This window comes from uncultured Devosia sp. (assembly GCF_913055165.1).
GTDB lineage: Bacteria > Pseudomonadota > Alphaproteobacteria > Rhizobiales > Devosiaceae > Devosia.
In genome coordinates this window covers 1-17,130 of sequence record NZ_CAJXJS010000032.1, presented here as the reverse complement: position 1 = coordinate 17,130, position 17,130 = coordinate 1, and the positions used below count along the sequence as shown (strand labels likewise).

Sequence of the window (17,130 nt, the reverse complement as noted above, 5' to 3'; positions counted from 1 at the left end):
TTGGCTTTCCGGCTCCAGAAATGCCGGATTTGATGTCTGCCCACCCAAGGGGAAAAGAATGAATATCCATGAACACCAGGCCAAGGCGCTGCTGAAGGAATATGGCGCGCCGGTTGCTCAGGGCGTTGCCATCTTCTCGGCTGATGAAGCCGAATCGGCTGCCAAGTCGCTGCCGGGCCCGCTCTATGTGGTCAAGAGCCAGATCCATGCCGGTGGTCGCGGCAAGGGCAAGTTCAAGGAACTGGGTCCCGATGCCAAGGGCGGCGTGCGCCTGGCCAAGTCGGTCGAGGATGTCATTGCCAACGCCAAGGAAATGCTCGGCAATACCCTGGTGACCAAGCAGACCGGTCCGGCCGGCAAGCAGGTCAACCGCCTCTATATCGAAGATGGCGCCGATATCGCCCGCGAACTTTATTGCTCGCTGCTGGTCGATCGCGCCACCTCGCGCGTCTCCTTCGTGGTTTCCACCGAAGGCGGCATGGATATTGAGGCCGTCGCCGAGCACACGCCTGAAAAGATCATCACCGTCGCCATCGACCCGATGGCCGGCGTCACCGATGCCGATGTGGCAAAGATCAATTCTGCCCTTGGGCTCGATGGTGCGGCAGCCGAGGACGGCAAGAGCCTGTTCCCGATCCTCTACAAGGCCTTCACCGAAAAGGACATGAGCCTTCTTGAAGTGAACCCGCTGATCGTCATGACCAATGGCCATCTGCGCGTGCTCGATGCCAAGGTCTCGTTCGACAACAACGCGTCCTTCCGCCACGAAGAGCTCAAGCCGCTGCGTGACCTCACCGAAGAAGACGCCAAGGAAATCGAAGCGTCCAAGTACGACCTCGCCTATGTGGCGCTGGACGGCAATATCGGCTGCATGGTCAATGGCGCGGGCCTGGCCATGTCCACCATGGACATCATCAAGCTCTATGGCGCCGAGCCGGCCAACTTCCTCGACGTTGGCGGCGGTGCTTCAAAAGAGAAAGTGACCGCGGCTTTCAAGATCATCACCGCCGATCCGGCAGTGAAGGGCATTCTGGTCAACATCTTTGGCGGCATCATGCGCTGCGACGTCATCGCCGAAGGCGTGATCGCCGCGGTCAAGGAAGTCGGCCTCAAGGTGCCGCTGGTGGTGCGCCTGGAAGGCACCCGCGTCAAGGAAGGCAAGGAAATCCTCGACAATTCGGGTCTCGACGTGATCTCGGCCGATGATCTGGACGATGCCGCCCAGAAGATCGTCAAGGCGGTGCAGGGCTAAGCCGATGCGCTGGAGCCTCGCACTCGTTCTGGCACTGGGGCTGGTTGCTCAACCGGCCCTGGCGCAGGGCAAGACCAAGACGTCCGTGGCCGATGAGGCCGTGGCGGCGCTGGAGATGTGCGAGGCTTTTGCCAAGGGTGACGTGCTGGCTGTCGATGAGGCCGTCAGCGCCGGATGGGATGCCTATCAGGATGACTCGGAGAGCCCGTTCATCCGGTCCTATTCGGCAGGCCGGGAGATCCCGGGGATCGGCTGGGGCGACATGTTCGCGCTGGTCGAGAGCTATCCGGATCGTACCCTGGGCTATTGCCGCATCGACGTTGCCGACCCCAAGGGACAGGGCGACAAGGCCATCGAAGCTTTGGCCGCGCTTGACGGCTATGCCGGGGACGTGACCACCGAAAGCGGTGGTACCTATGCCAGTCTGGTCGGCACCAGCGACGACAGCCTGCTGATCACCCATTGGGACGCCGTGGGCTTTGTCATCCAGCTCACCATCCTCACGCCGAAACCCGCAAGCAGCGAATAGTAATCCGCCCGCCAAGTCGGGCACGAATTGGCGCCTGGCGCCCAGAGACGGAAGAGAAACAGATGTCCATTCTCGTCAACAAAGACACCAAGGTTCTTGTGCAGGGCCTGACCGGCAAGACCGGTACCTTCCACACCGAACAGGCGCTGGCCTATTACGGCACCAAGATGGTGGGTGGCACGCACCCCAAGAAGGGTGGCGAGGTTTGGTCCTCGGGCGTCGACGGCACCGAATTGCCGATCTTTGCCTCGGTTGCCGAGGGCAAGGACAAGACCGGCGCCAATGCCTCGGTCATCTATGTGCCGCCGGCCGGTGCGGCTGCGGCCATTGAGGAAGCCATCGATGCCGAGATCGAGCTGATCGTCTGCATCACAGAGGGCGTGCCGGTCATGGACATGGTGCGCGTCAAGGCCAAGCTCGAAAAGAGCAAGTCGCGCCTGATCGGCCCGAACTGCCCCGGTGTCCTGACCCCGGAAGAATGCAAGATCGGCATCATGCCGGGCTCGATCTTCTCCAAGGGATCGGTGGGCATTGTTTCGCGCTCGGGCACGCTGACCTATGAAGCAGTGTTCCAGACCACCAATGAAGGCCTTGGCCAGACCACAGCAGTGGGTATCGGCGGCGACCCGGTCAAGGGCACCGAATTCATCGACGTGCTCGAGATGTTCCTGGCCGACGACGCCACCAAGTCGATCATCATGATCGGCGAAATCGGCGGTTCGGCCGAAGAGGAAGCGGCCCAGTTCCTGATCGACGAGGCCAAGAAGGGTCGCAAGAAGCCGATGGCCGGTTTCATTGCGGGCCGTACCGCCCCTCCGGGCCGCACCATGGGCCATGCCGGCGCCGTGATTTCGGGCGGCAAGGGCGGCGCGGAAGAAAAGATCGCGGCCATGGAAGCGGCCGGGATCAAGGTTTCGGCTTCCCCGGCGCGCATCGGCGCGACGCTGGCGGACGTTCTGCGCGGCTAAATCGCGTAGGAATTGTGACCCCGCCCAGATGGGCGGGGTGCCATCATGCGGCCAATGGCGGTCGCGCTTCGGTCAAGGTTCGGTGTTAGGCCGAACCTGAAGCCGTTTGAAACACATATCGGTGAGCCGTGGCGCCTTGCGGGGCGCCGCAAGTCTTAACAAGATACAAAGGAAACGCGGTCAATATTCGGCCCACTTTTTGGATGACCGCATTTGACACCGGATCTGGATACTCCAGGCCGGTTCGTTGAGAAGGATGGCGGGGCGCAAGGCCTTGCGAAAAAAGCGATGACACGACAGGAAAAGAACGACACGTTCTTGCTGACCTCGTTCCTCTATGGGGGGAACGCCGACTACATCGAACAACTCTATTCCCGCTTCAAAACCGATCCTTCCAGCGTCGATCCGACCTGGTCGAGCTTCTTCTCCCGGCTCGACGACAGTCAGGCCGAGGCCAAGAAAAATGCCGACGGACCCAGCTGGGGCCGCAAGGATTGGCCGCAGGCCGAAGGCGGTGAGCTGGTCAGCGCGCTGGACGGCGATTGGGGGCAGGCGGCCCTCAAGGTCGAGAAGGCCGTGGCCAAGCAGGCCGCCGCCGAGGGCAAGCCGGCGCCGAGCGCCACCGATGTGCTGCAGGCCACGCGCGACTCCATCCGCGCCATCATGATGATCCGCGCCTATCGCATGCGCGGGCATCTGCATGCCGATCTCGATCCGCTCAAGCTCAAGACCGACGAACCGGCGCCCGAGCTCGATCCCAAGAGCTATGGCTTCACCGACGCGGACTATAGCCGCAAGATCTTCATCGACAACTATCTGGGGCTCGAATACGCCACCATTCCCGAGATGCTGGCGATCCTCAAGCGCACCTATTGCGGCACGCTGGGCATCGAGTTCATGCATATCTCGGATCCCGAAGCCAAGCAGTGGATCCAGGAGCGCATCGAGGGACCGGACAAGGAAATCACCTTCACCCCCGAAGGCAAGAAGGCGATCCTGAGCAAGCTGGTCGAGGCCGAGGGCTTCGAAAAGTTCCTCGACGTCAAATATACCGGCACCAAGCGTTTCGGCCTTGATGGTGGTGAAGCCACCATTCCGGCGCTCGAACAGATCATCAAGCGCGGCGGCGCGCTGGGCATCAAGGATATCGTCCTGGGCATGGCGCACCGCGGGCGTCTGAATGTCCTCACCCAGGTGATGCAGAAGCCGCACCGCGCGCTGTTCCACGAGTTCAAGGGCGGCGCATTCTACCCAGACGATGTCGAGGGTTCGGGCGACGTGAAGTACCATCTGGGTGCTTCGTCTGACCGCGATTTCGATGGCAACAAGGTGCACCTGTCGCTGACGGCAAACCCCTCCCATCTGGAAATCGTTGATCCCGTGGTGCTGGGCAAGTCGCGCGCCAAGCAGGATCAGCACATTGCCCCGGATGGCAAGCTGGTGAACATCGCCGATGGCAAGCCGGACCGCTCCATGGTGCTGCCGCTTCTCATTCATGGCGATGCGGCTTTTGCCGGGCAGGGCGTCATTGCGGAATGCCTTGGGCTGTCCGGCCTGAAGGGTCACCGCACGGGCGGGTCGATCCACTTCGTGATCAACAACCAGATCGGCTTCACCACCAGCCCGATGTATTCGCGCTCCTCGCCATATCCAACCGACGTCGCCAAGATGATCGAGGCGCCGGTGCTGCATGTGAATGGCGATGATCCCGAGGCTGTGGTCTTCGCCGCCAAGGTGGCCGTTGAGTTCCGCCAGAAGTTCGGCCGCCCTGTCGTCATCGACATGTTCTGCTATCGCCGCTACGGCCATAATGAGGGCGATGAGCCCAGCTTCACCCAGCCCACGATGTACGCCAAGATCCGTGGCCACAAGACCACGCTTGAGCTTTATTCGGAGAAGCTGATCGGTGAAGGTCTGGTCACCCAGGCCGATGTCGAAAAGCTCAAGGCCGACTGGAAGGCGCATCTGGAGGCCGAGTTTGAGTCGGGCCAGGACTATCGCCCGAACAAGGCGGATTGGCTTGATGGCCAGTGGAAAAGCTTCAAGCCGGCCGAGGACGAAGGTCCGCGCCGTGGTGAAACCGGTGTTGCCGTCGACAAGCTGGTCGATATCGGCACCAGGCTGACCCGGGTGCCGGAGGACTTCAACGTCCACAAGACGGTGAAGCGCTTCATGGACAATCGCCTCAAGGCGATCGAGGCCGGTGAAGGCATTGACTGGGCCACGGCCGAGGCGCTGGCTTTCGGCACGCTGGTGACCGAGGGACACCCCGTGCGCCTGTCCGGCCAGGACTGCGAGCGCGGCACCTTCAGCCAGCGCCATTCGGTGCTCAACGACCAGGAAGTCGAAGCCAAGACCTATACGCCGCTCAACAATCTCGATCCGGAGCAGGCCCGCTACGAAGTCATCAACTCGATGCTGTCTGAAGAGGCGGTGTTGGGCTTTGAGTATGGCTACAGCCTGGCCGAGCCCAAGGCGCTGACGCTATGGGAAGCCCAGTTTGGCGATTTCGTGAATGGTGCTCAGGTCGTCATCGACCAGTTCATCTCCTCGGGTGAGCGCAAGTGGTTCCGCATGTCGGGCCTGGTGATGCTTCTTCCGCATGGCTATGAAGGCCAGGGCCCCGAGCACTCTTCGGCCCGTCCGGAGCGCTTCCTGCAGCTTTGTGCAGAAGACAATATGCAGGTCGCCAACTGCACGACGCCGGCCAACTACTTCCATGTGCTGCGCCGGCAGCTCAAGCGCGACTTCCGCAAGCCGTTGATCCTGATGACCCCCAAGAGCCTGCTGCGCCACAAGCGCGCCGTTTCGGGTCTGGTGGAAATGGGACCGGATTCCTGCTTCCATCGCCTGCTCTGGGACGATGCGGAAGCACCCGGCGCGCCCAAGACCACGATCAAGCTGGCCAGCGACGACAAGATCCGCCGCGTGGTGCTGTGCACCGGCAAGGTCTATTACGACCTGCTCGAAGACCGTGAGAAGAAAGGCATCAACGATGTCTATCTGCTGCGTGTCGAGCAGCTCTATCCGTTCCCGGCCAAGGCCGTGCTGGACGAATTGAGCCGTTTCCCCAATGCCGATGTGGTCTGGTGCCAGGAAGAGCCGCGCAATATGGGCGCCTGGGCATTCATCCAGCCCTATGTCGAGTGGGTATTCGACCAGATGGGGCGTGGCGGCGAACGTGTCCGCTATGTGGGCCGTCCGGCCGCTGCCTCGCCGGCGACCGGCCTGATGCGTACGCATCTGGCTCAGCTTCAGGCATTCCTCGACGACGCGTTCGCGCAGTAACCCGATCTAGAAGGACAATTCTCAATGTCGACAGAAATCCGCGTCCCGACCCTGGGTGAAAGCGTTACCGAGGCCACCATCGGCCAGTGGTTCAAGAAGGTTGGCGACGCCGTCTCCGCCGATGAGCCTGTGGTGGAACTGGAAACCGACAAGGTCACCATCGAGGTGCCGGCGCCGGCCGCCGGCGTGCTCGAAGCGATTGCCGCCCAGCCCGGCGACACCGTCGATGTCGGTGCGCTTCTGGGCGCCATCGCCGCCGGTTCGGGTGCCGCTGCCTCGGCCCCCGCTGCTGCCCCGAGCGAGCCCAAGACCGAGACCCCGGCCAATAATGCCGCGGGCCCGGAACAGATCCAGGAAGAGCCCGCCCCCAAGCCGGTGACGGCGACGGATCGGGCCCCGGCCCCTTCTGCGCAGAAGCTGATCAACGAAAAGGGCCTGGATGCCAACAATATCGCGGGCTCGGGCAAGGCCGGCCAGGTGCTCAAGGAAGACGTGTTGTCGGCTCTTGCCCGCCCGGCCCAGGCCGCTGCTCCTTCGGTAGCGCAGGCCGCCCCGGCATCAGCTCCGGCCGCCAAGCCTGCCGCGCCGCGGGCTCCTGTTGCCGCTGACGATGCCGAGCGTGAAGAGCGGGTCAAGATGACCCGACTGCGCCAGACTATCGCCCGGCGTTTGAAGGACGCGCAGAACACCGCTGCCATGCTGACCACCTTCAACGAGGTGGACATGAAGCCGGTGATGGATCTGCGCAATCAGTACAAGGAGCTGTTCGAGAAGAAGCACGGCGTCAAGCTGGGCTTCATGGGCTTCTTCACCAAGGCCGTGGTCCACGCGCTCAAGGAAATCCCGGCGGTCAATGCCGAGATCGATGGCGATGACCTGATCTACAAGCAGTATGCCCATATCGGCGTGGCCGTTGGCACCGATAAGGGCCTGGTGGTGCCGGTCGTGCGCAATGCCGACCAGATGAGCATTGCCGAGATCGAGAAGGAAATCGGCAATCTCGGCAAGAAGGCCCGCGACGGCCAGCTCTCCATGGCCGACATGCAGGGCGGCACCTTCACCATCTCCAATGGCGGTGTCTATGGCTCGCTGATGTCGACCCCGATCCTCAATGCTCCGCAGTCGGGCATTCTGGGCATGCACAAGATCCAGGAGCGCCCGGTCGTGGTTGGCGGCCAGATCGTGGTCCGGCCGATGATGTATCTGGCGCTGAGCTATGATCACCGCATTGTCGACGGCAAGGAAGCGGTGACCTTCCTTGTTCGCGTCAAGGAAAGCCTCGAGGCCCCCGAGCGTCTGGTGCTGGACCTCTAATTCTGGCCACAGTTCTGCGATTGAAAGGCCCGCTTCGACGGGCCTTTTTCGTGCCTCACCAATTGGTGTGTGGAGCGCGGCCGGCCGGTAAGATTCCGTTAGCAATTGGCCCTGATACGCTGCGGTGCGTGGGCGCTGGTCTCGTTCTGGTTCAGGAGAGTTTCGTGTTGCGAGTGAAACTGGTTGCGGGTGTGGGCCTGTCGATGCTGGCCTTGCCGGCCTTGCCGGCCTTGGCACAGGACACAGCCGATACGGCACTCGTAGGCGAACTCATGGCCTTTCACGGCTCGAAGGCGATCGTGGAGGTGATGACGACCCATTGCTATGAAACCACCGGGCTCGACACCGCCTACCAGGATGCCGCTGCCAATTGGTATCTGCGCAATGTCAGCTATCTGGACCTGGCCGACAGGGTGATCGCGCGGCTGGGCGGCGGTTCGGAGGCCGAGGTCAAGACCGCCGAGACTTATGGCGGCACCCAGATCATGACAGCTTACAACCAGTCGCCGGACAAAGGGGTGTTCTGTCGCGCCTTTCTCGAACAGGTGGTGAGTGGCGCGCTGGACATTGATCAACAACTCCCCGGCGTGCTCAAGCGCGCGCAGGAGATTTCGGCCTCCTGACCCAGCCCGATTGCTCTGAGACCTGCCAGTCTGCCCTTTCCGGTTGATCCGATGGGCGCGCTGCCGCGTTGTCCGGGGCAAAGGAGTATTTCGTGAGCGTTGAACTGACCCTGCTCATCTGGAGCACTGCGCTGGCCTTTGCCTATCTTGGCGTGCAGCTGACACTTTATCGCATCGACTATGGTCTTGAACACGCCAATAGCCAACGCGACCACGAGCGCCCACCCAATAAGTGGACGGTGCGTGGCCAGAGGGCACTGAGCAACTTCCTTGAAACCTATGGTGTTTTCATTGCGCTTGCCGTTGCCACTGAACTGGCCGGCCGTTCCGATGCCCTGACCCAATGGGGTGGGCAAGTCTGGTTCTGGGCCCGCTGGGTCTATCTGCCGGCCTATTTCATCGACATCCCACAAATGCGTTCGCTGATCTGGACGATCTCGTTTCTCGGACTGGTGCTTATGTTTTTCGGCGTGGCGTTTTAGCCCCGGAATCATTCCAAGTTCGACGTTTGCCGCCCACCCCACCCTCGGTCCCTCCCCATCAAGGGGAGGGATGCAAAAGACCGAAGCGGCTGTGTTCATCGTCTCCCTCCCCCTTGTGGGGAGGGTAGCGTCGCTAGGCCGAAGGCCGTAGCAAAACTAGGGTGGGGGGCTTGCCCAGCGTTCTCCAAAGTTATCTTGGCTACGGCTAGCACCCATGCCCATAGGGCAGGGGGACATGTGTTGCGCTGCGTTGCCCCTGGCGTGCTGCTGGTGTAACCGTTACCGCGACATTTTCGCGGCGGTGGCGACCAATGGAATTTCACTGGCTTGAATTTGCCGGTCTGATGCTGGCCTTCGGCATCAATGCGGTCATTCCGGGGGCCGATTTCGCCATGGTGCTACGCCAGTCAGTGGTGCACGGACGGCGTGAGGCGCTGCTGACTTCGGCGGGTATCGCCACCTCCATCCTGGTCCACGGCACCTATACACTGCTCGGGGTCGGGGTGATCGTGGGGCAGTCGCTGCTCCTGTTCAACATTCTCAAATGGGCCGGGGCCGCCTATCTGGTTTGGCTGGCCGTTTCCGCTTTGCGCAGTCCGCCGCCACAACCGCCTGAGGTGATCGACGGGACGTCCGCTCGCAAGGGCGACATGGCAGCCTTCGCGCTGGGGTTCCTGACCAATCTGCTCAACCCAAAGGCCGTGCTGTTCTTCCTGGCCCTGTTCACCTCGCTTGTATCGGTGCAAACAGCCGGGCAGGCCAAGGTGATCTATGTGGCCAGCATGGCATTAATGCTTTTTGCCTGGTTTGCATTGGTCTCGGTCTTCTTTACGACCCCCTCGGTGCGGCAGGGCTTTTACCGCTTCGGCCGGTGGTTTAATCGGGTCACCGGCATTACATTCCTGGCGCTGGCTGTGCGTGTCGCACTGGCGCAGCAACGCTGATCATTCTCTGAGGCAAGAACAATGGCAGACCAATTCGACCTTACCATCATCGGCTCGGGCCCGGGCGGCTATGTCTGCGCGATCCGCGCGGCGCAGCTGGGCATGAAGGTGGCCGTGGTGGAGAAATGGGCGACCCTTGGCGGCACCTGCCTCAATATCGGCTGCATCCCGTCCAAGGCGCTGCTGCATGCCTCCGAACTATTCGAGGAAGCCGGTCATGGCTTCAAGGCCCTGGGTATCGATATTCCCGCGCCCCAGCTCAATCTCAAGCAGATGCTCACCCACAAGAGCGAGACGGTCGCCTCCAATGTCGGTGGTGTCGATTACCTGTTCAAGAAGAACAAGATCACTGTGTTCCGCGGCATCGGCTCGATCCCGGCCGCCGGCAAGGTGCTGGTGACCCCGCAGAGCGGCGCCCAGACCGAGATCGCCACCAAGAATATCGTCATCGCCACAGGTTCGGTTTCGGCCAATCTGCCGGGTATCGAGATCGACGAGAAGCAGGTCGTCACCTCGACCGGCGCGCTGAATCTGGAAAAGGTGCCCAACAAGCTGGTCGTTATCGGCGCTGGCGTGATCGGCTTGGAACTGGGTTCGGTCTGGATGCGTCTGGGGGCTCAGGTCACCGTGGTGGAGTATCTCGATCGCATACTGCCCGGCATGGACAGCGAAGTGGCCCGCCAGTTCCAGCGCATGCTGCAAAAGCAGGGCATGGAGTTCAAGCTTTCGAGCAAGGTTGCCGGCATCGAAAAGCAGGACGACGGCTCGCTCAAGGTCAAGGTGGAGGCCGCCAAGGGTGGCGAAGCCGAGGAACTCGGGGCCGATGTGGCGCTGGTCGCCATCGGCCGCAAGCCGCATACCGAGGGGCTCGGGCTCGACATTGCCGGGGTGGCCCTGGATGAGCGCGGCCGTGTGCGGGTCGATGGTCACTACAAGAGTTCGGTCGATGGCATTTATGCCATTGGTGACGTGATCGCCGGCCCGATGCTGGCCCACAAGGCCGAGGACGAGGGTATCGCCGTGGCCGAAATCCTGGCTGGCCAGGCCGGTCATGTGAACTATGCGGCCATCCCGGCAGTCGTCTACACCAATCCGGAAGTCGCCTCGGTCGGCAAGACCGAGGATGAACTCAAGGCAGACGGCGTAGACTACAAGATCGGCAAGTTCCCCTTCACCGCCAATGGCCGCGCCAAGGCGATGCTGGCGACGCAGGGCTTTGTCAAAATTCTCGCCGATGTCGAGACGGACCGCGTGCTGGGAGCGCACATCGTGGGCAAGAATGCCGGCGAGATGATCCATGAGCTGGTGACGCTGATGGAATTCTCCGGCGCTTCTGAAGATCTCGCGCGCACCACCCATGCGCATCCGACGCTGAGCGAAGCCATTCGCGAGGCCGCCTTGTCCTTGGGTGATGGCGCTATCCACATCTAGTTCGCCGGCCGCTCGGACCGACTTTCCTATCAAAACCTCCCGGAATCTCGGTTCCGGGAGGTTTTATTTTGATCCGGAAGCCGGCGGAAAATTCATCATACAACATACGAAAAATCATATGTTGACTGATATTATGAGGCGGAATAAGTTCTGGTATGGAAGATGTGTTGACACGGAAATTCATCTTCCATACAAGTTTGGCATCAGGTCTGCCGGCACTTGCACATACGCCTGCGGCGCCTGAGAGCAGGGGAGAATATCTCGTCCGTGCATCTGCGGCATCGGTGGCAGCGGCGGTAGAGCCGGCCCAACCCTTGCCTGTAACTCATTGGGAGGACAACCATGTTTCATCTGCCTAAGATGGCGGCTGCTGCCGTCGTCGCGTCTACACTTATGGTTTCGGCAGTCAGCGCCCAGACCGTACTGCGCTCGTCGGACACGCACCCGGATGGCTATCCGACGGTCGAAGCCGTCAAGAAGTTCGGTGAACTGCTTTCGGAAAAGACCGATGGCCGCTACTCGGTGGAAGTGTTCCACTCCGCTCAGCTCGGTCAGGAAGCTGACACGATCGAACAGACCCAGTTCGGTGTGATTGACCTCAACCGCATCTCGATCGGCGCCTTTGGCACGCAGGTGCCCGAAGCCACCGTCACGCAGCTGCCCTATATCTTCCGCTCTGCCGAGCACTTCCACAATGTGCTGGATGGTCCGATCGGCGACGAAATCCTGGCCGCTTTCGAGGCCGTGGATGTCATTGCCCTGGCCTATTACGACGGCGGCGCGCGTTCGTTCTACAACAGCAAGAAGCCGATCTCTTCGCCGGCCGACATGGAAGGCCTCAAGTTCCGCGTCATGGGTTCCGATATCTTCGTGGACATGGTCGGCGCCCTGGGCGGCAATGCCACCCCGATGCCCTATGGCGAAGTCTATTCGAGCATCCAGACCGGCGTGATCGATGGCGCCGAGAACAACTATCCCAGCTATGATACCGCCGGCCATGCCGAGGTGGCCCAGTTCTATTCGCTGGATGAACACCTGATGGTGCCCGAAGTGCTGGTGGTCTCCAAGATCGTCTGGGACGGCCTGAGCCCGGAAGACCAGCAGGCCATGCGCGAAGCCGCCAAGGAATCGGTTGCCTACCAGCGTGAGCTCTGGGCCGCCAAGGAAGTGGAGTCCAAGGCTGCGGTCGAAGCGCTCGGCGTGCAGATCAACGAAGTCGACAAGACCCCGTTCATCGAAGCGATGAAGCCGGTCTATGAGAAGTATGTCACCGATCCCAAGCTGCAGGATCTGGTTGCCCGCATCCAGGCCACCGAAGGCTGATGCTGATGTCCGGGCCGGCTGTCGTGCCGGCCCGGAGACTTTCCTTGGGAGAATGAGCCGATGAAGAACGGGCTCCTGGCCATCAGCCGCGTCTTTGGCGCGATATCGACCGCCGCCTTGTGGCTTGCCGGAACCGGCCTTGTGGTCATGACCATTTTGGTCGCCTACCAGGTCTATATGCGCTACGTGGTCAACGCGTCGCCGCCCTGGACCGAGGGGGCCTCGATCATGATCATGAGCTGGTTCATCTTCCTGGGTGCGGCTGTGGGCGTGCGCGAGAAGTTCCATATGGGCTTTGATGTGCTGCTCTATGTCATGCCCCCTGCGGCCAAGCCCTGGCTGCGCGGCTTCAGCGACATTGCCATCTTCGCCTTTGCCTTTGGCATGGTCTGGTATGGACTGGAGCTGGCCATTCGGGGCTGGAGCGTGCGCATTCCCGTTCTCGGCCTGCCGCAGACCTTCACCTACCTTCCCATCGTGGTGTCGGGCGTGCTGATCTGCCTGTTCATTGCCGAGCGCATGGCGCTCAGGCTTGCAGGCGAACCAGTGGACGCCGAGGCCGCTGACCACACTGTTTCCGAGGCCTGATCGCAATGGAATACTGGATTCTCTTTGGTGTCTTCGGCCTGCTGATGGTCGTGGGGACCCCCATTGCCTTCTCTCTGGGCATCGCCAGCTTTGCCACCATCGTCTATCTGGGCCGCCCGCCCGTGGTGGTGTTTCAGCAGCTGAATTCCGGCGTCTCGCCCTTTACGCTGCTGGCCATCCCCTTCTTCATCTTTGCCGGCGACCTGATGATGCGTGGCGGTATCGCCGCTCGCATAATCGCCTTCGCCGGCGCCGTCGTCGGACATATCCGGGGCGGGTTGGGACAGGTCAATGTGGTGGCCTCGACCCTGTTCGGCGGTATTTCCGGCTCGGCCGTGGCGGAGGCGGCGGCGGTTGGCGGCATCATGATCCCGCAGATGAAGGCGCGCGGCTATGGGGCCGACTATGCGGTCAACGTGACCTCGATGGCGGCGCTGATCGCCCTGTTGCTGCCGCCCAGCCACAATATGATCATCTATTCGCTGTCCGGCGGCGGGCGCATTTCGATTGCCGATCTCTTCACTGCCGGCGTCATTCCGGGCCTGTTGCTGGCCTTGGCGCTCATGGTCACCGCCTATGTCGTGGCCCGCAAGCGCGGCTATCCCACCGAGCCTTTCCCGGGCTTTGCCAAGGCCCTGCAATACTTCATCATTTCGATCCCCGGCCTGTTGCTCATCGCCATCATCTTTGGCGGCGTGCGCTCGGGTATCTTCACGGCCACGGAAAGCTCCTGCATCGCGGTCATCTACGCATTCCTCGTGACGCTCCTGATCTATCGCAGCATGAACTGGTCGAACTTCGTCCACTGCGTCACCGGCGCCGTGCGGACCACCGCCATGGTGCTGTTCATCATTGGTGCGGCGGCCTCATTCGGCTGGTTGATGGCCTATCTCCGGGTGGCGCCGATCCTGACCGAAATGGTGGGCCAGCTCACCAGCGATCCGCTGATGGTGCTGCTGCTGATCAATGTGCTGCTGCTGCTGCTTGGCACCTTCATGGATATGGGCCCGCTGATCATCATCACGACGCCGATCTTCCTGCCCATGGTCACCAGCTTCGGCGTTGATCCGGTGCATTTCGGGGTGATCATGATTCTCAACCTCGGCATTGGGCTCAACACCCCGCCGCTGGGGCCGGTGCAATTCGTCGCCGCGGCCGTGGGCAAGATCTCCATCTGGGCGGCCATGCGCAGCGTCTGGCCTTTCTATCTGGCCGGCATCCTGGTGCTGGGTCTGGTCACCTATATCCCGGCCCTGTCCTTGTGGCTGCCAAGTCTGTTCCGGTGATCTGATGGCCCTGGTGGACGTCGCAAACCCGGTTCGAAAGCCCAAGCTGGCCGCCATCGTGGTCGATGCGCTGCGCAAGCGCATCGGCTCGGGCGAGTTCGGGCCCGGCGAGAAGCTTCCCACCGAAAGCCAGCTTACCGCGCAATTCGGGGTCAGCCGCACCGTGGTGCGCGAGGCCATCGCGGCACTCGCGGCCGATGGCATGGTCGAACCCAGGCAGGGGGCTGGGGTCTTCGTTATGGCGCAGGCCAGCTCGGCCTTCAGCGCCATTGCCGGCGAACGCTCGAACAAGATTTCGGTGGCCCTGAACGTGCTCGAAGTGCGTATGGGCATCGAGATTGAAAGTGCGGGGCTTGCCGCGCAGCGCCACAGCACCAGCCAGGTCGCGGCCATCCAGGAGGCCTGGAATGAATTCGGACGCCTGATGGCTGCCGGCAATCCAACCGGCAAGACGGACTTCGCCTTTCACCGCGCCATAGCCGCGGCCACGAACAACCCGTTCTATCTGGAAGTGCTTGATGCCCTGGGCAGTCGCACAATTCCCTGCGATGTCGCCTCGCCCTGGGGCACGGACAGCGTGTTGACCTATGAATACCAGGTCGGCCTGCATGAAGAGCATCGCCGCATTCTCAACGCCATTGCCGCCCGCGATGCCGATGGCGCCCGCGAAGCCATGCGCGATCACCTCTCGCGCAGCCAGGACCGGTATCGCGCCCGCCTGGCCGAACAAAGCACCAGTAAACAGGACTAGAGAATGAGTACCGATTTCGACATTCGCTTTGCCATCGACCCTTCGACGGCCGCGGCCATGGGCACGGATGAGTTGCGCGAAAACTTCCTGATCGATGACCTGTTTGCCGCCGGCGAGGTGCGCTGGACCTATACCCATTACGACCGCATGGCCGTGGGCGGGGCGGTGCCCAATGGCGGCGCGCTGGCCCTGGAGGCCATCAAGCCGACCGGCACGGCCAATTTTCTTGATCGCCGCGAGATGATTGCGGTCAATATCGGGGAGCCCGGCACGATCTCGGTGAATGGCGCCGACCATGCCGTTGGACCGCGCGACATGCTCTATGTTGGCATGGGCGCCACGGATGTGCGCTTTGCCGGCGAGGGTGCCAAGTACTATCTGCTCAGCGCCCCTGCCCATGCCAGCTATCCAACCACGCTGCTGCAGAAGGCCAATGCCAAGCGGCTGGATTTGGGCAGCAACGAAACCGCCAATGAACGCTCGATTTTCCAGTATGTGAATGCCGACAGCGTCAAAACCTGCCAGCTGGTCGTCGGGTTGACGCAGTTCGCACCCGGCTCGGTCTGGAACACCATGCCCGCCCATGTGCATGACCGGCGCATGGAGGCCTATCTCTATTTCGACCTCAAACCCGACGCCTTCGTGGTGCATCTGATGGGTGAGCCAGATGAGAGCCGGCACCTGATCGTGCGCAATGAGCAGGCGATCCTCTCCCCGCCCTGGTCGATCCATTGCGGCGCAGGCACTGGCGCCTATACCTTCATCTGGGCCATGGCCGGCGACAATGTCGACTATACCGATGTCGAAGAAGTCGAAATGACGGATCTGCGCTGATGGATCTCAGCGCCTTTTCCCTATCGGGCAAGACCATCATGGTCACCGGCGCCAATACCGGCATCGGCCAGGGTATTGCCCTTAGCGTCGGTCGGGCCGGCGGGCGGGTGATCGCTGTGGGCCGGTCGACCATGGACGAAACGGCGGAGCTGATGGCGTCGATTGGCGCCGAACTGGTCGCCGTTCAGGCCGATCTAGGGTCCACCAGCGACGCCCAGGCCATGTTCGACGCAGCCTGGGACAAGCATGGCCCCATTGATGGGCTGGTGAACAATGCCGGCATTATCAAGCGCGTCGATGCGGTGGATTTCACGGAGGACGACTGGGACAGCGTGATGGACATCAATCTCAAGACGATGTTCTTCCTCAGCCAGTCCCTGGGGCGCAAGGCCATCGCGGCGGAACGCGAGGCGCGGATCGTCAATATCGCCTCAATGCTGAGCTTTCAGGGCGGCATTCGGGTGGCCAGCTATACCGCTTCCAAGAGTGGGGTGCTGGGCATTACCCGGCTGCTCGCCAATGAATGGGCTGCCAAGGGCATCAATGTGAACGCCGTGGCGCCCGGCTATATCGAAACCAACAATACCGAGGCTCTGCGCAACGACCCGGACCGGTCCGCTGCCATTCTCGGGCGCATTCCCGCGGGCCGCTGGGGTGTACCGTCAGACATTGGCGACGCGGCAGTGTTCCTGCTGGCGCCCGCGTCCAACTACATGCATGGCGCCGTCATCCCGGTCGATGGCGGCTGGCTTGCGAGGTAATGAGATGACCCAACATAAGCTCTTCGCGCAACCCAATGAAACCGCCTGGACCGAACTGGCGCCCGGCAATACCCGCCGCGTGCTGATTCACACGCCCGAGCTGATGCAGGTGGAGTTCGGCTTTGAGAAGGGGGCCGTTGGCGCACCGCACAGCCACCCGCATATCCAGGTCAGTTACGTCGCCGAAGGCAGCTTTGAGGTAACCATCGATGGCAAGACGGAAGTGGTCGGCCAGGGTGGCAGCTTCATTGTGCCATCGGGTCTCGTGCATAGCGTCGTGGCGCTGGAGAAGGGTCGGCTGGTGGACGTGTTCACGCCGATGCGGCAGGACTTCGTCTAGCTGATCTCCGCGAGCATGGCCGCATAGGCCGTCTCATGCCGCCCATCCCAATTGTCCATGCCCGGCCTGGTCAGGCGGCCGCGACGGGGTGGGATGAAGCTGTAGATGGTGCGCTCGGGCTCTTCCCGCCATTGCAGGTTGAAGGCCGCGAATTTGGGAAAGAACTCCATATCGGAATAGGGCAGGTGGTCATGCACCCACCAGGCCAGGGCTTCCCAATCGCCGGTGCGCTCGTAATAGGGGATGAAGCGGTTGACGATCACGCAGGCGGTGGCGCCCATGCGGCCCTTCGCGTCGCGCCGATCCCAGATGTGGCCGGCGTGGTTCTTCTCATTGGTCGAACAGTTCAGCTTGTTGGCGTTGCCGAAGTGGTTGACTTCAGGTGAGCGATAGGCGGAGCGGACCGAGATACGCCC

At 61.8% G+C, this 17,130-nt stretch carries 16 protein-coding genes and 1 pseudogene; 16 read left to right on the top strand and 1 reads right to left on the bottom strand.

The window, feature by feature from the left end:
* The first annotated feature begins 58 nt into the window (after positions 1-58).
* The 16 genes from sucC (at position 59) to QZ564_RS11530 (ending at position 16,714) form a co-directional block, all read left to right on the top strand.
* Positions 59-1,252 carry an ADP-forming succinate--CoA ligase subunit beta gene (gene sucC, locus QZ564_RS11605; RefSeq protein ID WP_297109682.1) on the top strand — a complete coding sequence of 398 codons (1,194 nt, stop codon included), beginning with the start codon at positions 59-61 and terminating at the stop codon, positions 1,250-1,252.
* Positions 1,253-1,256: 4 nt separating this feature from the next.
* Complete coding sequence (locus QZ564_RS11600) at positions 1,257-1,781, top strand: hypothetical protein (RefSeq protein WP_297109679.1); 525 nt, start codon at positions 1,257-1,259, stop codon at positions 1,779-1,781.
* Positions 1,782-1,843: 62 nt separating this feature from the next.
* Positions 1,844-2,749 carry a succinate--CoA ligase subunit alpha gene (gene sucD, locus QZ564_RS11595; protein ID WP_297109676.1) on the top strand — a complete coding sequence of 302 codons (906 nt, stop codon included), beginning with the start codon at positions 1,844-1,846 and terminating at the stop codon, positions 2,747-2,749.
* Between the two features lie 288 nt (positions 2,750-3,037).
* Complete coding sequence (locus tag QZ564_RS11590; protein ID WP_297109673.1) at positions 3,038-6,037, top strand: 2-oxoglutarate dehydrogenase E1 component; 3,000 nt, start codon at positions 3,038-3,040, stop codon at positions 6,035-6,037.
* A 24-nt stretch (positions 6,038-6,061) separates the two neighbouring features.
* Positions 6,062-7,351 carry a 2-oxoglutarate dehydrogenase complex dihydrolipoyllysine-residue succinyltransferase gene (odhB, locus tag QZ564_RS11585; RefSeq protein WP_297109670.1) on the top strand — a complete coding sequence of 430 codons (1,290 nt, stop codon included), beginning with the start codon at positions 6,062-6,064 and terminating at the stop codon, positions 7,349-7,351.
* 164 nt (positions 7,352-7,515) lie between these two features.
* Positions 7,516-7,974, top strand: a complete 459-nt coding sequence (locus QZ564_RS11580) for a hypothetical protein (RefSeq protein WP_297109667.1) — start codon at positions 7,516-7,518, stop codon at positions 7,972-7,974.
* A gap of 92 nt (positions 7,975-8,066) precedes the next feature.
* Positions 8,067-8,456: an MAPEG family protein gene (locus QZ564_RS11575; RefSeq protein ID WP_297109665.1), complete on the top strand. Its 390-nt coding sequence runs from the start codon at positions 8,067-8,069 to the stop codon at positions 8,454-8,456.
* Between the two features lie 311 nt (positions 8,457-8,767).
* Positions 8,768-9,400, top strand: a complete 633-nt coding sequence (locus QZ564_RS11570; RefSeq protein WP_297109662.1) for a LysE family transporter — start codon at positions 8,768-8,770, stop codon at positions 9,398-9,400.
* Positions 9,401-9,421: 21 nt separating this feature from the next.
* Positions 9,422-10,831 carry a dihydrolipoyl dehydrogenase gene (lpdA, locus tag QZ564_RS11565; RefSeq protein ID WP_297109658.1) on the top strand — a complete coding sequence of 470 codons (1,410 nt, stop codon included), beginning with the start codon at positions 9,422-9,424 and terminating at the stop codon, positions 10,829-10,831.
* A 342-nt stretch (positions 10,832-11,173) separates the two neighbouring features.
* Positions 11,174-12,154, top strand: coding sequence for a TRAP transporter substrate-binding protein (locus tag QZ564_RS11560; protein WP_297109655.1), 981 nt, complete (start codon positions 11,174-11,176; stop codon positions 12,152-12,154).
* A 60-nt stretch (positions 12,155-12,214) separates the two neighbouring features.
* A complete protein-coding gene (locus QZ564_RS11555; RefSeq protein ID WP_297109652.1) occupies positions 12,215-12,742 on the top strand; it encodes a TRAP transporter small permease in 528 nt (175 codons plus the stop codon).
* Between the two features lie 5 nt (positions 12,743-12,747).
* On the top strand, positions 12,748-14,028 hold the full coding sequence (locus tag QZ564_RS11550) for a TRAP transporter large permease (RefSeq protein ID WP_297109648.1): 1,281 nt from the start codon (positions 12,748-12,750) through the stop codon (positions 14,026-14,028).
* Between the two features lie 4 nt (positions 14,029-14,032).
* Complete coding sequence (locus QZ564_RS11545) at positions 14,033-14,779, top strand: FadR/GntR family transcriptional regulator (RefSeq protein WP_297109645.1); 747 nt, start codon at positions 14,033-14,035, stop codon at positions 14,777-14,779.
* 3 nt (positions 14,780-14,782) lie between these two features.
* On the top strand, positions 14,783-15,613 hold the full coding sequence (gene kduI, locus QZ564_RS11540; RefSeq protein WP_297109643.1) for a 5-dehydro-4-deoxy-D-glucuronate isomerase: 831 nt from the start codon (positions 14,783-14,785) through the stop codon (positions 15,611-15,613).
* On the top strand, positions 15,613-16,374 hold the full coding sequence (gene kduD, locus QZ564_RS11535) for a 2-dehydro-3-deoxy-D-gluconate 5-dehydrogenase KduD (protein ID WP_297109641.1): 762 nt from the start codon (positions 15,613-15,615) through the stop codon (positions 16,372-16,374). The genes kduI and kduD overlap by 1 nt, the downstream gene beginning before the upstream one ends.
* A gap of 4 nt (positions 16,375-16,378) precedes the next feature.
* A complete protein-coding gene (locus QZ564_RS11530; RefSeq protein ID WP_297109639.1) occupies positions 16,379-16,714 on the top strand; it encodes a cupin domain-containing protein in 336 nt (111 codons plus the stop codon).
* On the opposite strand, the pseudogene QZ564_RS11525 reads toward QZ564_RS11530, so the two are convergent.
* Positions 16,711-17,130 (bottom strand): annotated as a pseudogene (locus QZ564_RS11525) (hypothetical protein); the annotation flags it as partial. The gene QZ564_RS11530 and the pseudogene QZ564_RS11525 overlap by 4 nt on opposite strands.

What these genes read in the sequence shown, in the direction of transcription:
- sucC (WP_297109682.1), top strand. Translation starts at nt 59, where the DNA reads ATGAATATCCATGAACACCAGGCCAAGGCGCTGCTGAAGGAATATGGC.
- QZ564_RS11600 (WP_297109679.1), top strand. Translation starts at nt 1,257, where the DNA reads ATGCGCTGGAGCCTCGCACTCGTTCTGGCACTGGGGCTGGTTGCTCAA.
- sucD (WP_297109676.1), top strand. Translation starts at nt 1,844, where the DNA reads ATGTCCATTCTCGTCAACAAAGACACCAAGGTTCTTGTGCAGGGCCTG.
- QZ564_RS11590 (WP_297109673.1), top strand. Translation starts at nt 3,038, where the DNA reads ATGACACGACAGGAAAAGAACGACACGTTCTTGCTGACCTCGTTCCTC.
- odhB (WP_297109670.1), top strand. Translation starts at nt 6,062, where the DNA reads ATGTCGACAGAAATCCGCGTCCCGACCCTGGGTGAAAGCGTTACCGAG.
- QZ564_RS11570 (WP_297109662.1), top strand. Translation starts at nt 8,768, where the DNA reads ATGGAATTTCACTGGCTTGAATTTGCCGGTCTGATGCTGGCCTTCGGC.
- lpdA (WP_297109658.1), top strand. Translation starts at nt 9,422, where the DNA reads ATGGCAGACCAATTCGACCTTACCATCATCGGCTCGGGCCCGGGCGGC.
- QZ564_RS11560 (WP_297109655.1), top strand. Translation starts at nt 11,174, where the DNA reads ATGTTTCATCTGCCTAAGATGGCGGCTGCTGCCGTCGTCGCGTCTACA.
- QZ564_RS11555 (WP_297109652.1), top strand. Translation starts at nt 12,215, where the DNA reads ATGAAGAACGGGCTCCTGGCCATCAGCCGCGTCTTTGGCGCGATATCG.
- QZ564_RS11550 (WP_297109648.1), top strand. Translation starts at nt 12,748, where the DNA reads ATGGAATACTGGATTCTCTTTGGTGTCTTCGGCCTGCTGATGGTCGTG.
- QZ564_RS11545 (WP_297109645.1), top strand. Translation starts at nt 14,033, where the DNA reads ATGGCCCTGGTGGACGTCGCAAACCCGGTTCGAAAGCCCAAGCTGGCC.
- kduI (WP_297109643.1), top strand. Translation starts at nt 14,783, where the DNA reads ATGAGTACCGATTTCGACATTCGCTTTGCCATCGACCCTTCGACGGCC.
- kduD (WP_297109641.1), top strand. Translation starts at nt 15,613, where the DNA reads ATGGATCTCAGCGCCTTTTCCCTATCGGGCAAGACCATCATGGTCACC.
- QZ564_RS11530 (WP_297109639.1), top strand. Translation starts at nt 16,379, where the DNA reads ATGACCCAACATAAGCTCTTCGCGCAACCCAATGAAACCGCCTGGACC.